The following is a 14,389-nucleotide window of genomic DNA, read 5'->3' as shown; positions in this document are numbered from 1 at the left end:
TATACTTTCATTCTTCGTTGGCCCGGTAGCTCAGTTGGTAGAGCAGCGGATTGAAAATCCGCGTGTCGATGGTTCGATTCCGTCCCAGGCCACCAGCATTTAAAACCCCAAGAATCGGAAGGTTCTTGGGGTTTTTCGTTTGTGGTGGATATCGCGGGTCGTGGGCGGCAGGCCCGGCAGCATTCGTCGGGGCATGATAAAATCCGTGCCCGCTCAATGACTTAGCGCATCGCTTCATGCGCATGGCAGGCTGCCCGCGGCTCGCCTGCCGTGGCGCGCGGCAACGATGCCGCGATGAGCGGTATAAGCGCGCCGCCGCATTCGCGGCCCACCGCGCTGCCTATACTGGTCGGGCCGGCGCAGGCCGGCCGCGTCGGCCGCCCGGCGGCAGCCGGCCTCGGGCGCAGTGCGACGCGAGCCTATACATTCACGGAGTATCACGGTGATTCGGACAGACGCTAAAGACGGCGCGCTCGTGTTGTTTTCCGGCGGGCAGGATTCCGCCACGTGCGTGGCATGGGCCCTCGAACGCTACCAGACGGTCGAGACGCTCGGCTTTGATTACGGCCAGCGTCATCGCGTCGAACTCGAGTGCCGGGAAGGCGTGCGCGAAGCGCTGAAGCGCAAGTTTCCGGCATGGTCGGACCGGCTCGGCGACGATCACATGATCGACTTGTCGGTGCTCGGCGCGATCAGCGATACCGCGATGACGCGCACGATCGAGATCGAGACGACGGCCAACGGCCTGCCGAACACGTTCGTGCCGGGCCGCAACCTGATGTTCATGACGATCGCCGCGGCGATCGCCTATCGCCGCGGGCTGCGCGTGCTGGTCGGCGGGATGTGCGAAACCGATTTCTCGGGCTATCCGGACTGCCGCGACGACACGATGAAGGCGCTGCAGGTCGCGCTGAATCTCGGGATGGATACGCGCATGGTGCTCGAGACGCCGCTGATGTGGCTCGACAAGGCGCAGACCTGGCAGCTCGCCGAACAGCTCGGCGGCGACGCGCTCGTCGAACTGATCCGCGTCGAGACGCACACGTGCTACGTGGGCGAGCGCGCGGAGCTGCACGACTGGGGCTTCGGCTGCGGCGAATGCCCGGCCTGCAAGCTGCGCAAGCGCGGCTACGAGGCCTACCTGAAGGGCGAGCGAGTGACCGAAGCGCCGCTGTAACGCGGCTGCGCGGGCAGCGCTTGGTGGACAACGGATTCTGATCGACAACGAGCGGCGCGAGCCGGACGAAGCACGATGACTTACGCGGTCAAGGAAATTTTCTACACGTTGCAGGGCGAGGGCGCGAATGCGGGCCGGCCGGCCGTGTTCTGCCGGTTCGCCGGCTGCAACCTGTGGTCGGGCCGCGAAGAGGATCGTGCGGAGGCCGTGTGCCGCTTCTGCGATACGGATTTCGTCGGCACCGACGGCGAGAACGGCGGCAAGTTCAAGGACGCCGCCGCGCTCGTCGCGACGATCGCCGGCCTGTGGCCGGACGGCGAAGCGCACCGCTTCGTCGTCTGCACGGGCGGCGAGCCGATGCTGCAGCTCGACCAGCCGCTCGTCGACGCGCTGCATGCGGCCGGCTTCGAGATCGCGATCGAGACCAACGGGTCGCTGCCGGTGCTCGACACGATCGACTGGATCTGCGTGAGCCCGAAGGCCGATGCGCCCCTCGTCGTCACGAAGGGCAACGAACTGAAGGTCGTCGTGCCGCAGGACAACCAGCGGCTGGCCGACTACGCGAAGCTCGATTTCGAGTATTTTCTCGTGCAGCCGATGGACGGCCCGTCGCGCGACCTCAACACGAAGCTCGCGATCGACTGGTGCAAGCGTCATCCGCAGTGGCGGCTGTCGATGCAGACCCACAAATATCTGAACATTCCCTGAGCCACGGCTTTTGACATCGTGCTGATTACCCGAAAACTCGAATTCGACGCGGGCCACCGCATCCCCGATCACCGCAGCCAGTGCAGGAACCTGCACGGCCATCGCTACGTGCTCGAAATCACGCTGCGCGGCGATCTCGTCGATACCGAGGGCGCGCCCGACCGCGGCATGGTGATGGATTTCGCCGACGTGAAGGCGCTCGCGATGGAGCACCTCGTCAGCAAGTGGGACCACGCGTTCCTGGTCTATGCGCGCGACGACGTCGTGCGCTCGTTCCTCGAGCAGATGGCCGACCACAAGACCGTCGTGATCGACCGGATCCCGACCGTCGAGAACCTCGCGGCGATCGCGTTCGACCTCCTCGCGAACGTGTACGACGCGCACTACGGCGTGAACCTGCGCCTCGAGCGCGTGCGGTTGTACGAAACGCCGAACTGCTGGGCCGACGTCGAGCGCCAGCCCGGCCGCTGATCCTGCCTGCCCTGGCAGCCCCGCCGTCCGGCGCGGGCTGCCCGTCACCGCGCCCGGCGGTGTCGCCTCCCGCCGTCCCGCGCCGGTACGGCTTCCCCGTCTGTTCCCGCATCGAGCACCCCGCCGCGCTATGATCGTCGTGCGGCGCCGAAAAACGCTCGCGTGAGCGATCGCGCGGCCCGCGCTGTCAGATCGGCCGTCCCGGTCCGACTCACGTTCTGCGGCGCGCGGTCTGCGGCCGCCGCCATGCTTCGATTGCTTGGGCGGCGCGCGTTTCGCTTCGCCTGTTGCTTGTCCCGTTCGATTGCCGTTCCGTTCCGGAGGCCGTATCGATGAGCACGCTCACCAATTCCCTCAAACAACGCCTGCGCGATGGTGACGAGCCGCTGTACGGCCTGTGGCTGTCGCTCGGCAGCGACTCGGCCGCGGAAGCGCTCGCGCATGCCGGTTACGACTGGCTCTGCATCGACATGGAGCATGCGCCGAACGACAGTCGCGACGTGGCGTCGCAACTGCGCGCGATCGCCGCGGCGCATCTGCCGAGCGAGCCGGTCGTGCGCGTGCCGGCGCGCGAGCCGTGGCTGGTGAAGCGCGCGCTCGACGCCGGTGCGCGCACGCTGATGTTCCCGTGTATCGAGACGCCCGACGACGCCGCGCACGCGGTGCGGCTCACGCGCTTCCCGTCGCCGGAATCGCCCGACGGGCTGCGCGGCGTGGCGGGCATGGTGCGCGCGGCGGCGTTCGGCATGCGCCGCGACTACCTGCAGACGGCGAATGCGCAAGTCGCGGTGATCGTGCAAGTCGAATCGGCGCGCGGCATCGACGAGGTCGAGCGGATCGCGGCGACGCCCGGCGTCGATTGCCTGTTCGTCGGCCCGGCCGATCTCGCGGCGAGCCTCGGGCATCTCGGCGATATCCGCCACCCGGACGTCGAAACCGCGATGGCGCGCGTGCTCGCGGCCGGCAGGCAGGCGGGCGTCGCGGTCGGCATCTTCGCAGGCGATACGGCGGCCGCGCGCCGGTATCGCGACGCCGGTTACCGGATGATTACGGTGTCGGCCGACGTGAGCTGGCTGTTGCGGGCGACGCGGCAGGCGTTGCAGGAGGTACGGTCATGAACGACGCAGATGCAGTGTGCCGCAGGCGCGCGCGGATCGCGGTGATGGTCGGCCTGTGGGCCGTGTGTGTGGCCGCCGCCGCGCAGGGCGCGCCGCAAGTGAAGCCCGACCCGTCGCACGAGACGCAATCGGCGGTCGCCGACTACAACGCCGGCGACTATCGCGCGGCGCTCGTGCAATTCCACGATGCGGCCGAGCGCGGCGATCGCCTCGCGCAGTTCAACTACGCGATGATGCTGCTGACGGGCGAAGGCGTGACGGCGAACGTCGACGAAGGGGTGCGCTGGCTGAAGCGCGCGGCGGAAGCGAACATGTCGCACGCGCAGTACGTGTACGGCCGGATGTTCGACGACGGCGAGTTCGTCGCGCGCAATCCGGCTGAAGCGCATCGCTGGTTCCTGCGGGCCGCGAAACAGGGGCACGTGCAGGCCGCGCTGTCGCTCGCGAACCAGTTCCTCGACGGGCGCGGCACGCCGCGCGACAACCGGCAGGCGTTCGTATGGTACAAGCAGGCCGCCGACGCGGGCGAGCCCACCGCGCAGTACGTGACCGCGTCGTTCTACGAGCGCGGCGGCGACGGCGTCGCGCAGAACCTGAACATCGCGCGCGCGTATTACGCGGCGGCGGCCGCGCAAGGCGACGAAACGGCCGGGCTGAAATTCAAGGAGCTGAGCGCGCGGCTGAAGGCGCCGATGCCGGCCTCGGGCGCCGGTGCGGAGCCAGGCAAGCCGCACGCGCCGCCGCAGTAGGCGGCCCTCGCCCAATGAAAAACGGCGCCGGGGCGCCGTTTTCGTGTGTCGCGGTGCAGATCGCGGTCAGCTCTTCATCAGCCGCCGCTGTCGCCCGACGCTCATGATCATCCCGATCGCGATGCCGAGCGTCGTGAGCGCGGTGCCGCCGTAGCTCATGAACGGCAGCGGCACGCCGACGACCGGCAGCACGCCGCTCACCATCCCGATGTTGACGAACGCGTAGACGAAGAACGCGAGCGTGAGCGAGCCCGCGAGCAGCCGGCCGAACTGCGTCGCGCCTTGCGCGGCGATGTAGAGGCCGCGCGCGATCAGCGCCATGTACAGCGTCAGCAGCACGAGCCCGCCGGCGAGCCCCCATTCCTCCGAGAACACCGCGAAGATGAAGTCGGTGTGTTTTTCCGGAATGAATTCGAGGTGCGCCTGCGTGCCTTTCAGATAGCCCTTGCCGAGCACGCCGCCCGAGCCGATCGCGATCACGGCCTGGATCGTGTGGAAGCCCTTGCCGAGCGGGTCGGACGTCGGGTCGAGCAGCGTGCATACGCGGTGCTTCTGGTAGTCGTGCATCAGCGGCCACTGCACGTCGGGCTGGCAGATGCGTTCCTCGAACACGGCGATCGAGCCGACCGCGATCACGCCCGCGACGAGCACGGGCACGATCAGCTTGAACGACAGGCCGGCGAGGTAGATCACGAAGAAGCCGGCCGCGAACACGAGCAGGCCCGTGCCGAGGTCGGGCTGCTTCGCGATCAGCCCGACCGGCACCATCAGGATCCCGAACGCGGCGACGAAGTCGTACCAGCGCAGCCCGCCTTCGCGGCGCTGGTAGTACCACGCGAGCATCAGCGGCGTCGCGATCTTGAGGATTTCCGACGGCTGGATCACGACGCCGACGTTCAGCCAGCGCTTCGCGCCCTTCTTGGTCATCCCGAACAGCGCGACGGCAATCAGCAGCGCGACCCCGAACGTGTAGAGCGGGACCGCGAAGCGCATCAGCGTGGTCGGCGGGATGTTGGCGATCACCCACATCAGCACGAACGTCAGCAGGATGTTGCGCAACTGGTCCTCGACGCGGCCCGGCATGTCGATCGACGCGCTGTACAGCGTGACGATGCCGACGCACAGCAGCAGGAACACGATGAGGGCGAGCGGGCGGTCGAAGCCCGCGAACATCTGCTTGATCTTGTCGAGCCAGGCGCGCTTGTCGAATTGCATGCCTTTCTCCGTTAATGAGCGGTGCCGGCGTCCGCCGCTTTCGCGGGGGCCGTCGCACGGTGGTTGTCGTCCCGCGGCGTGCCGACGACCGGTTGCGCGTCGCTGGCGGGCCGGCGCGGCCGGTGCGGGCGCCGGATCGGCGGCAGGCTCGCGGCCGTCGGCGCCGCGGCGCTCGCGTCGGTCGGCGCGGCGGCACTGGCGCTCGCCGCCCCCGAGGCGCCGGACGCGGCCGATGCCGCGTCGGCCGCGCTGGCCGCCGACGGCACGACCGGCTGCGGCAGCGCGGTGAAGCCGGCCGCGATCGTGGCCGGCTTCGACGTGTCGCCGACCACCGGCGTGCTCACCGGCTCGGTGGCCGACGCCGCGGCGGCCACGGCCGCGGCCTCGTTCTTCGGGTTCTGGCGCTCGACCAGGTAATAGTCGAGCACGCGGCGTGCGATCGGGCCGGCGGCCTGCGCGCCCCAGCCGCCGTTCTCGACGACCAGCGCGATGGCGATCTGCGGATGGTCGACCGGCGCGTACGCGATGAACAGCGCGTGGTCGCGCAGGTGCTCGGCGAGCAGGTGGCCCTTGTAGTTCGAGCCCTGCAGCGAGAACACCTGCGCGGTACCGGTCTTGCCGGCCGCGAGGTACGGTGCGCCGCGGAACACCTTGTACGCGGTACCGGACGGGTTCTCGATCACGTTCTCCATCCCGCGCTTCACGACGTCGATGTCGGCCTGCTTGAGCGGGATCACGTCGCTTTCCTTCGGCACGGTCAGGTGGCGCGCGCGCGTGATCGGATCCTCGACTTCCTTCACGAGGTGCGGCTTCATCACGACGCCGTTGTTCGCGAGCGTCGCCGTGGCGTGCGCGAGCTGCAGGATCGTGAACGAGTTGTAGCCCTGGCCGATTCCGAGGCTGATCGTCTCGCCGTCGAACCATTTCTGCTGCGCGGCCTTCTTGAACGCCTTCTTCTTCCAGTCGGTCGATGGCAGGATCCCGCGTGCCTCGCCCTGGATGTCGATCCCGGTGATCTGGCCGAAGCCGAACGGCTTCATGAAGTTGGCGATCGCGTTCACGCCGAGGTCGCGCGCGAGCATGTAGAAGTAGGTATCGTTCGACACCATGATCGCCTTGTTCATGTCGACCCAGCCCTGGCCCGAGCGCACGTCGTTGCGGAACGTGTGGCCGCCGAACGTGAAATAACCGGGATCCTGGAAGCCCCAGCCCGGCGTGCGCTTGCCGAGCGTCAGGCCCGCGAGCGCCATGAACGGCTTGTACGTCGAGCCGGGCGGGTAGGTGCCGTGCAGCGGGCGATTCAGGAGCGGCTTGTCGGGCGAGTTGTTCAGCTCGTCCCAGGTCTGCTGGTCGATGCCGTCGACGAACGAGTTCGGGTCGAAGCTCGGCGACGACACGAACGCGAGCACGTCGCCCGTCTTCGGCTCGATCGCGACGAGCGCGCCGCGCTTGCCGGCGAACGCCTGCTCGGCAACCTGCTGCAGCCCGATGTCGAGCGACAGCACGAGGTTGTTGCCGGGCGTCGCCTGCGTGCGCGACAGCGTGCGCACCGGCCGGCCGCCGGCCGTCACCTCGACTTCCTCGAAGCCCGTCAGCCCGTGCAGCTCGGTCTCGTAGCTCTGCTCGACGCCGATCTTGCCGATGTAGTCGGTGCCCTTGTAGTTGTTCGCGTCGCGGCGCGGATCGTAGTGCTCCTGGTCGCTGTCGTTGTCGTCGCTCATCGCGTCGATGCGATCCTGATCGCGCTTCGAGATCCGGCCGATATAGCCGATCACGTGCGCGGCCGTCATGCCGAGCGGGTACTGACGGAACAGCCGCGCGCGCACCTCGACGCCGGGGAAGCGGAAACGCTGCGCGGTGAAGCGCGCGACTTCGGCGTCGGTGAGCCGCGTGCGAATCGGCAGGCTCTCGAAGTTCTTCGAGTCTTCCTGCAGCTTCTTGAAGCGGCGGCGGTCGCGTGCGTCGATCGGGATGATCTCGGACAGCTTGTCGATCGTGTTGTCGAGCGTGTCGTCGAGCTTCGACGGCGTGATCTCGAGCGTGTACGCCGAATAGTTCTTCGCGAGGATCACGCCGTTGCGGTCGGTGATGATCCCGCGGTTCGGCACGATCGGCGCGACGGAGATGCGGTTTTCCTCGGCCTGCAGCGCGTATTTGCCGTGCTGCATCAATTGCAGGTAGAAGAAGCGGCTCGCGAGCAGCCCGAAGCAGACGAACACGAACACGCCCGCCGCCGCGACGCGCAGGCGGAACCTCGAGAGCTGCTGTTGGGTGTCGTTGAATTCGGTCATTTAAGGGCAATCTGCCCCGCGCGCGGGCGCGGGCGAGGTGCCGCCCCGGAGCGCGGCGCGCGGCGGGCGTGGGGGCGGCGGGTATTCAAGGTCGGTCCGGCTCAGATCGGGCGCGTATCGTCCGGGTCGACCGGGCGGCGTTGCGGCATCAGCAGCAGGTGGCTCGCGATCGGCCACAGCGCGGCTTCGACGAAACCGTCGACCAGATAGCGCCAGCCGGGGAACGCGGCGCCCATCAGCAGGCGGATCACGAACGGTACGAGCTGCGCGGCGACGAGCAGCGGCGTGACGTACAGCACCTGCACGCCGATCGGCATCCACAGCACGCGGCGGTGGATCGTGATCGCGCCGTACGACAGCAGCGTATAGGCGAGCGCGTGCTCGCCGAGCAGCCCCGCGTCATGCACGTCCATCAGGATGCCGAGCGCGAACGCGACACCCATCCCGACCTTGCGCGGCTGATGGATGTTCCAGAACAGCAGCACGAGCGCGACGAAATCGGGCAAGCCGGGGAGGCGCCCCCACGGCATCAGGTTCAGCAGGAACGCGGCGGCGAGGCTGAAGACGATGAAGTACGGATTGACCGGCTGCAGGATGTATTGCGGGCGGTTCATCGCTGGGCTCCTGATTGCCCGGCGGCAGGCCTCGCGGGCGCGGCGGCGGGCTTGGCCGGCGCGGCGGGGGCCGCCGGCGCCGGTTGCGCGCCGGGCTGGGCCGCGGCGGCCGGCTTCGCGTTCGCGTCGGCCTTGTCGGTTTTCTCCGCTTTCTCGCCCTTCGCGGCGGCTTTCGCGCCCTTCTTGCCCTTCGCGATCTTCTCGGCCGCCGGATCGGGCTCGGCCGGGCGCGGCGGGATGTCGTTGCGGTAATGCAGCACGAGCATCTGGCGCGCGCCGCGCACGGCCGCGACCGGTGCGCAGGTCACGCGGGCGAACGCGGTGTCGGCGAGCTTGTCGACGCGCGCGACCTTCGCGACCGGCAGGCCGGGCGGATAGACGCCGTCGAGGCCGCTCGTGACGAGTTCGTCGCCGGCGACGAGATCCGCGCTCGTCGGCACGAAACGCAGGTCGAGCGAATCGCCCTTCGGCGTGCCGTAGATCACGCTGCGCAGGCCGGTGCGCAGCACCTGCACGGGAATCGCGAGATCGCGGTCGGTGACCAGCGTGACTTCGGATTGCAGCGGGAACACGCGCGTGACCTGACCGATCACGCCGTCCTCGCTGACGACGGGCGAGCCGTCCTGGATGCCTTGCTGCGAGCCTTGCCCGATCACGATCTTCTGCGTGAACGGATCGCTCGTGTCGTACTGGATCTCGACCGGCGTCGATTGCGTCGCGATGTGCTGGCGCAGCTCGAGCACCGCGCGCAGATGGATGTTCTCCTGCGCAAGCACCGCGGCCTGGTTGGCCTGCGTGGACAGCTGCAGGTTGCGTTTGCGGAGGTCGTCGTTCTCGTGGCGCAGCGACGCGCCGGTGACGGCGATGTCGGCCGCGCCCATGAACAGGTCGCGCGGCACGAGCGCCGCGCGTTGCAGCGGATAAAGCACGGTGCCGAGCACGCCGCGCACGATTTCGAGCGTGCTGAAGCGCGCGTCCGACACGAGGAGCGCGATGGCGAGGGCGACGAAGAAGATGAGCCGCGCGAGCGCGGGCGGACCTTGCTTGAAGAGGGGCGGCGGACTGTATTCCATGGTCGGCGCCGGGCGCGTGTGATCGGTTAAATAATGCTCAGACGCGCAAACGGCGCGGCGGTTCGTTCTGAACGAGCGATCCGGCCACGCCGCGGGTGCGTCATATCAAACGGGACTGCTTAGGCGATCACTCGGCGATCACTCGTACGAGAAGATGCTGCCCAGCTTGTCCATGCGCTCGAGCGCCATGCCCGACCCGCGTACGACGCAGGTGAGCGGATCTTCGGCGACGAGCACCGGCAGGCCGGTTTCTTCCGCGAGCAGGCGATCGAGATCGCGCAGCAGCGCGCCGCCGCCCGTCAGCATCATCCCGCGTTCGGCGATGTCGGCGCCGAGTTCCGGCGGCGTCTGTTCGAGCGCGATCTTCACCGACGACACGATCTGGTTCAGCGGATCGGTCAGCGCTTCGAGGATTTCGTTGCTGGAGATCGTGAAGCTGCGCGGGATGCCTTCCGACAGGTTGCGGCCCTTCACTTCCATTTCCTTGACTTCGGAGCCCGGGAATGCGGAGCCGATTTCCTTCTTGATCGCCTCGGCGGTCTGCTCGCCGATCAGCATCCCGTAGTTGCGGCGGATGTAGTTGACGATCGCCTCGTCGAACTTGTCGCCGCCGACGCGCACCGAGCCCTTGTAGACGATGCCGCCGAGCGAGATCACGCCGACTTCGGTCGTGCCGCCGCCGATGTCGACGACCATCGAGCCGGTGGCTTCCGACACCGGCAGGCCCGCGCCGATCGCGGCCGCCATCGGCTCCTCGATCAGGTAGACCTGCGACGCGCCGGCGCCGTGCGCCGCTTCCTTGATCGCGCGGCGCTCGACCTGGGTCGAGCCGCACGGCACGCAGATGATGATGCGCGGCGACGGCGAGAACATGCGCGACTCGTGGGCCGTCTTGATGAACTGCTTGATCATCTGCTCGGTGACGGTGAAGTCGGCGATCACGCCGTCCTTCATCGGGCGGATCGCCTCGATGTTGCCCGGCACCTTGCCGAGCATCTGCTTGGCTTCCTTGCCGACCGCCTGGATCGTCTTCTTGCCGTTGGGGCCGCCTTCCTGGCGGATCGACACGACGGACGGCTCATCGAGGACGATGCCCTTGCCGCGCATGTAGATCAGGGTGTTTGCGGTGCCGAGGTCGATCGCGAGATCGTTGGAGAAGTAGCTGCGCAAAAAACCGAACATTCAGAATCCTGTTTCGCTCTGGGCCGGCCCTGCATAGCGAGCGCTGAGGGCGGCAGCGGAAAAAATAACAGCCTCGGGAAGCGTGGCGGAAGCGGCCGCCGCGGCGCACGAAGCTGCGAGTGATGTCTACCGGGGATCGCACGAAGCACGCACGGCTTGCCGAAACAAGGCGAAACGGTGCGGGAAAAGGCTGCCGGGTTTGGGTCGAACGCGTAATGATACCTTATAATTTCACGGTATTTGAATCGAAACGGGCGGTATTTTTGCCGCTTCGGCCCCGATTTTTGAGGGTGGGATCGCACCCTCCAACCCCCCGCCGCAGTGCTGCTTTCGATGCATTGCGCAGCCTTGTTTTTCCGGTGATCGCATGGCCCTGACCCTGACCGATGTGAAACGCATCGCGCACCTGGCGCGACTCGAAATGGCCGACGCCGACGCCGAGCACATGCTCGGCCAGCTCAATGAATTCTTCGGCCTCGTCGAACAGATGCAGGCGGTCGACACCGCCGGCATCGCGCCGCTCGCCCACCCGATCGAACAGATCCAGGAAGTCGCGCAGCGCCTGCGCGACGACGCCGTGACGGAAGTCGTCGATCGCGACGACAACCAGCGCCCGGCGCCGGCCGTCCAGGACGGCCTCTATCTCGTGCCGAAGGTGATCGAGTAAGCATTCGATGACAAGCGCGCCGGCCGTCCAGCGCCGCGCGCCACCCAGAATTCCCAGGAAAACCACTCAATGCACGCAAAAAGCCTGACCGAACTGCGCGCCGCGCTCGCCGCCAAGGAATGCTCGGCCGTCGAGCTCGCGCAGCACTACCTGAAACGGATCGACGCCGCGCGCGACCTGAACGCGTTCGTTCAAGTCGACGCCGACCTCACCCTCGCGCAGGCGAAAGCCGCCGACGCCGAACTCGCGCGCGGCGCGGGCGGCGCGCTGACCGGCCTGCCGATCGCGCACAAGGACGTCTTCGTCACGCGCGGCTGGCGCTCGACCGCCGGCTCGAAGATGCTCGCGAACTACGAGAGCCCGTTCGACGCGACCGTCGTCGCCCGCCTGCAGGCGGCCGGCATGGTCACGCTCGGCAAGACCAACATGGACGAGTTCGCGATGGGCTCGTCCAACGAGAATTCGGCGTTCGGCGCGGTGAAGAACCCGTGGGACACGAACGCGGTGCCGGGCGGCAGCTCGGGCGGCAGCTCGGCGGCCGTCGCCGCGCGCCTCGCGCCGGCCGCGACCGGCACCGACACCGGCGGCTCGATCCGCCAGCCCGCGTCGTTCGCGGGCGTGACGGGCATCAAGCCGACCTACGGCCGCGTGTCGCGCTACGGGATGATCGCGTTCGCGTCGTCGCTCGACCAGGGCGGCCCGATGGCGCAGAGCGCGTCCGACTGCGCGCTGCTGCTGAACGCGATGGCCGGCTTCGACGAGCGCGATTCGACGAGCCTGGAGCGCGACGATGAAGACTTCACGCGCCACCTCGGCCAGCCGTGGGCGGCCGGCAACGATGCGGGCAAGCCGCTCGCGGGCCTGCGCATCGGCTTGCCGAACGAGTATTTCGGCGCGGGCCTCGCCGACGACGTGCGCGCGTCGATCGACGCGGCGCTCAAGCAATACGAAGCGCTCGGCGCGACGCTCGTGCCGGTGTCGCTGCCGAAGACGGAGCTGTCGATCCCCGTGTACTACGTGATCGCGCCGGCGGAAGCGTCGTCGAACCTGTCGCGTTTCGACGGCGTGCGCTTCGGCCACCGCGCCGCGCAGTACGGCGACCTGCTCGACATGTACAAGAAGTCGCGCGCCGAAGGCTTCGGGCCTGAAGTAAAGCGCCGGATTCTCGTCGGCACCTACGTGCTGTCGCACGGCTACTACGACGCGTACTACCTGCAGGCGCAGAAGATCCGCCGCATCATCGCGAATGATTTCCAGGAAGCGTTCAAGTCCTGCGACGTGATCATGGGCCCGGCGTCGCCGACGGTCGCATGGGATCTCGGCGCGAAGGGCGACGATCCGGTGCAGATGTATCTCGCGGATATCTACACGCTGTCGGTGAGCCTCGCGGGCCTGCCCGGCATGAGCGTGCCGTGCGGCTTCGGCGCGGGCGCGAACGCGAAGCGCCCGGTCGGCCTGCAGATCATCGGCAACTATTTCAACGAAGCCCGGATGCTGCAGGTCGCCGACGCGTTCCAGCGCGCGACCGACTGGCACAAGCAAGTTCCGGCGGGGGTATAAGCATGACTCAATGGGAAGTCGTCATCGGTCTCGAGACGCACGCGCAACTGTCGACCGTCTCGAAGATTTTCTCGGGCGCGTCGACGCAGTTCGGCGCGGAGCCGAACACACAGGCGTGCCCGGTCGACCTGGCGCTGCCGGGCGTGCTGCCGGTGCTGAACCGCGGCGCGGTCGAGCGGGCGATCCGCTTCGGCCTCGCGATCGGCTCGACCATCGCGCCGCGCAGCATCTTCGCGCGCAAGAATTATTTCTACCCCGATCTGCCGAAGGGCTATCAGATCAGCCAGTACGAGATTCCGGTCGTGCAGGGCGGCCAGATCACGATCCAGGTGCCGGCCAACGAGAAGGCCGGCAAGGCCGCGTACGAGAAGACCGTCAACCTGACCCGCGCGCACCTCGAGGAAGACGCGGGCAAGTCGCTGCATGAAGACTTCGCCGGGATGACCGGGATCGACCTGAACCGCGCGGGCACGCCGCTGCTCGAAATCGTCACCGAGCCGGAAATGCGCAGCGCGGCCGAGGCCGTGGCCTATGCGAAGGCGCTGCACGCGCTCGTCGTGTGGCTCGGCATCTGCGACGGCAACATGCAGGAAGGCTCGTTCCGCTGCGACGCGAACGTGTCGGTGCGACCGGTCGGCCAGGAGAAGTTCGGCACGCGCGCGGAAATCAAGAACCTGAACTCGTTCCGGTTTCTCGAGGAAGCGATCAACTACGAAGTGCGTCGTCAGATCGAGCTGATCGAGGACGGTGGCGAGGTCGTGCAGGAAACGCGCCTGTACGACCCGGACAAGCGCGAGACGCGCTCGATGCGCAGCAAGGAAGACGCGCACGATTACCGCTACTTCCCCGATCCCGACCTGATGCCGCTCGTGATCGGCCGGGACTGGATCGAGCGCGTGCAGTCGGGCATGCCCGAGCTGCCGGCCGCGATGCAGCAGCGCTTCGTCGACGAGTACGGCGTGTCCGCGTACGACGCGGGCGTGCTGACGTCGAGCAAGGCGATGGCCGCGTACTTCGAGTCGGTGGTCGCGAAGGCCGGCGCGGCGAACGCGAAGATCGTCGCGAACTGGCTGATGGGCGACGTGTCGTCGCAACTGAACCGCGACGGCATCGAGATCGACGCGATTCCGGTGTCGGCCGCGCAGCTCGCGCTGTTGCTGCAGCGCATCGCCGACGGCACGATCTCGAACAAGATCGCGAAGGAAATCTTCGCGACGATCTGGGACGAGAAGGCGACCGACGAAGGTGCGGCCGACCGCATCATCGACGCGAAGGGCCTGAAGCAGATCTCCGACACCGGCGCGCTGGAAGCGATCATCGACGAGGTGCTCGCGGCGAACGCGAAATCGGTCGAGGAATTCCGCGCGGGCAAGGAAAAGGCGTTCAACGCGCTGATCGGCCAGGCGATGAAGGCGACCAAGGGCAAGGCCAATCCGCAGCAGGTCAACGAGCTGCTGAAGAAGAAGCTCGGCTGAGCATGCGTGCGCGCCTGAACCGCGCTTGACGACGGGCCGCTCCGAACCAGTTCGGGCGGCCCGTCGCGTTTGGTGGATGCGTTATCGTA

At 67.6% G+C, this 14,389-nt stretch carries 13 protein-coding genes and 1 tRNA gene; 9 read left to right on the top strand and 5 right to left on the bottom strand.

Going from position 1 to position 14,389, the window contains the following annotated elements; genetic code table 11:
- The first annotated feature begins 19 nt into the window (after positions 1-19).
- From CFB89_RS16410 to CFB89_RS16385, 6 genes are all read left to right on the top strand, one after another.
- A tRNA-Phe gene (locus CFB89_RS16410) sits at positions 20-95 on the top strand.
- A 347-nt stretch (positions 96-442) separates the two neighbouring features.
- Positions 443-1,177, top strand: a complete 735-nt coding sequence (queC, locus tag CFB89_RS16405) for a 7-cyano-7-deazaguanine synthase QueC (RefSeq protein WP_006495384.1) — start codon at positions 443-445, stop codon at positions 1,175-1,177.
- A gap of 75 nt (positions 1,178-1,252) precedes the next feature.
- Positions 1,253-1,885 (top strand): 7-carboxy-7-deazaguanine synthase, encoded by a 633-nt coding sequence (gene queE, locus CFB89_RS16400; protein ID WP_050011126.1) that lies wholly within the window; start codon positions 1,253-1,255, stop codon positions 1,883-1,885.
- Between the two features lie 18 nt (positions 1,886-1,903).
- Positions 1,904-2,356, top strand: a complete 453-nt coding sequence (gene queD, locus CFB89_RS16395) for a 6-carboxytetrahydropterin synthase QueD (protein ID WP_006477472.1) — start codon at positions 1,904-1,906, stop codon at positions 2,354-2,356.
- A 332-nt stretch (positions 2,357-2,688) separates the two neighbouring features.
- Complete coding sequence (locus CFB89_RS16390; protein ID WP_089468746.1) at positions 2,689-3,474, top strand: HpcH/HpaI aldolase/citrate lyase family protein; 786 nt, start codon at positions 2,689-2,691, stop codon at positions 3,472-3,474.
- Entirely contained in the window at positions 3,471-4,223 is a 753-nt protein-coding gene (locus tag CFB89_RS16385; protein ID WP_089468745.1) for a tetratricopeptide repeat protein, read from the top strand. Before CFB89_RS16390 ends, CFB89_RS16385 begins: the two co-directional genes overlap by 4 nt.
- Positions 4,224-4,289: 66 nt before the next feature.
- Here CFB89_RS16385 and rodA read toward each other — a convergent pair whose 3' ends face one another.
- From rodA to CFB89_RS16360, 5 genes are all read right to left on the bottom strand, one after another.
- Complete coding sequence (gene rodA / locus CFB89_RS16380; RefSeq protein ID WP_089468744.1) at positions 4,290-5,438, bottom strand: rod shape-determining protein RodA; 1,149 nt, start codon at positions 5,436-5,438, stop codon at positions 4,290-4,292.
- 11 nt (positions 5,439-5,449) lie between these two features.
- Positions 5,450-7,729: a penicillin-binding protein 2 gene (mrdA, locus tag CFB89_RS16375; protein ID WP_089468743.1), complete on the bottom strand. Its 2,280-nt coding sequence runs from the start codon at positions 7,727-7,729 to the stop codon at positions 5,450-5,452.
- A gap of 101 nt (positions 7,730-7,830) precedes the next feature.
- Positions 7,831-8,343, bottom strand: coding sequence for a rod shape-determining protein MreD (gene mreD / locus CFB89_RS16370; RefSeq protein ID WP_089468742.1), 513 nt, complete (start codon positions 8,341-8,343; stop codon positions 7,831-7,833).
- Complete coding sequence (gene mreC / locus CFB89_RS16365; RefSeq protein WP_089468741.1) at positions 8,340-9,416, bottom strand: rod shape-determining protein MreC; 1,077 nt, start codon at positions 9,414-9,416, stop codon at positions 8,340-8,342. The genes mreD and mreC overlap by 4 nt, the downstream gene beginning before the upstream one ends.
- A 138-nt stretch (positions 9,417-9,554) precedes the next feature.
- Positions 9,555-10,598 (bottom strand): rod shape-determining protein, encoded by a 1,044-nt coding sequence (locus CFB89_RS16360; RefSeq protein ID WP_004189550.1) that lies wholly within the window; start codon positions 10,596-10,598, stop codon positions 9,555-9,557.
- 367 nt (positions 10,599-10,965) lie between these two features.
- Between CFB89_RS16360 and gatC the strand changes: the two genes are divergently transcribed.
- The 3 genes from gatC to gatB all read left to right on the top strand — a co-directional run bounded on the left by gatC (position 10,966) and on the right by gatB (position 14,300).
- The gene (gatC, locus tag CFB89_RS16355; RefSeq protein ID WP_006485929.1) at positions 10,966-11,265 is read left to right on the top strand and encodes an Asp-tRNA(Asn)/Glu-tRNA(Gln) amidotransferase subunit GatC; all 300 of its coding nucleotides are present in this window, start codon (positions 10,966-10,968) and stop codon (positions 11,263-11,265) included.
- Positions 11,266-11,334: 69 nt separating this feature from the next.
- Positions 11,335-12,825, top strand: a complete 1,491-nt coding sequence (gatA, locus tag CFB89_RS16350; RefSeq protein WP_089468740.1) for an Asp-tRNA(Asn)/Glu-tRNA(Gln) amidotransferase subunit GatA — start codon at positions 11,335-11,337, stop codon at positions 12,823-12,825.
- A gap of 2 nt (positions 12,826-12,827) precedes the next feature.
- Entirely contained in the window at positions 12,828-14,300 is a 1,473-nt protein-coding gene (gene gatB / locus CFB89_RS16345) for an Asp-tRNA(Asn)/Glu-tRNA(Gln) amidotransferase subunit GatB (protein WP_089468739.1), read from the top strand.
- The last annotated feature ends 89 nt before the right edge of the window (positions 14,301-14,389 follow it).

It is taken from the genome of Burkholderia sp. AU16741, from assembly GCF_002223345.1.
Classification (GTDB): Bacteria; Pseudomonadota; Gammaproteobacteria; order Burkholderiales; family Burkholderiaceae; genus Burkholderia; species Burkholderia sola.
This window is presented reverse-complemented; position numbering and strand designations above follow the sequence as displayed.

Excerpts from the sequence above, each read along its gene's own strand:
- queE (WP_050011126.1), top strand. The coding sequence starts at position 1,253 with ATGACTTACGCGGTCAAGGAAATTTTCTACACGTTGCAGGGCGAGGGC.
- CFB89_RS16390 (WP_089468746.1), top strand. The coding sequence starts at position 2,689 with ATGAGCACGCTCACCAATTCCCTCAAACAACGCCTGCGCGATGGTGAC.
- CFB89_RS16385 (WP_089468745.1), top strand. The coding sequence starts at position 3,471 with ATGAACGACGCAGATGCAGTGTGCCGCAGGCGCGCGCGGATCGCGGTG.
- rodA (WP_089468744.1), bottom strand. The coding sequence starts at position 5,438 with ATGCAATTCGACAAGCGCGCCTGGCTCGACAAGATCAAGCAGATGTTC.
- mrdA (WP_089468743.1), bottom strand. The coding sequence starts at position 7,729 with ATGACCGAATTCAACGACACCCAACAGCAGCTCTCGAGGTTCCGCCTG.
- mreD (WP_089468742.1), bottom strand. The coding sequence starts at position 8,343 with ATGAACCGCCCGCAATACATCCTGCAGCCGGTCAATCCGTACTTCATC.
- mreC (WP_089468741.1), bottom strand. The coding sequence starts at position 9,416 with ATGGAATACAGTCCGCCGCCCCTCTTCAAGCAAGGTCCGCCCGCGCTC.
- CFB89_RS16360 (WP_004189550.1), bottom strand. The coding sequence starts at position 10,598 with ATGTTCGGTTTTTTGCGCAGCTACTTCTCCAACGATCTCGCGATCGAC.
- gatC (WP_006485929.1), top strand. The coding sequence starts at position 10,966 with ATGGCCCTGACCCTGACCGATGTGAAACGCATCGCGCACCTGGCGCGA.
- gatA (WP_089468740.1), top strand. The coding sequence starts at position 11,335 with ATGCACGCAAAAAGCCTGACCGAACTGCGCGCCGCGCTCGCCGCCAAG.
- gatB (WP_089468739.1), top strand. The coding sequence starts at position 12,828 with ATGACTCAATGGGAAGTCGTCATCGGTCTCGAGACGCACGCGCAACTG.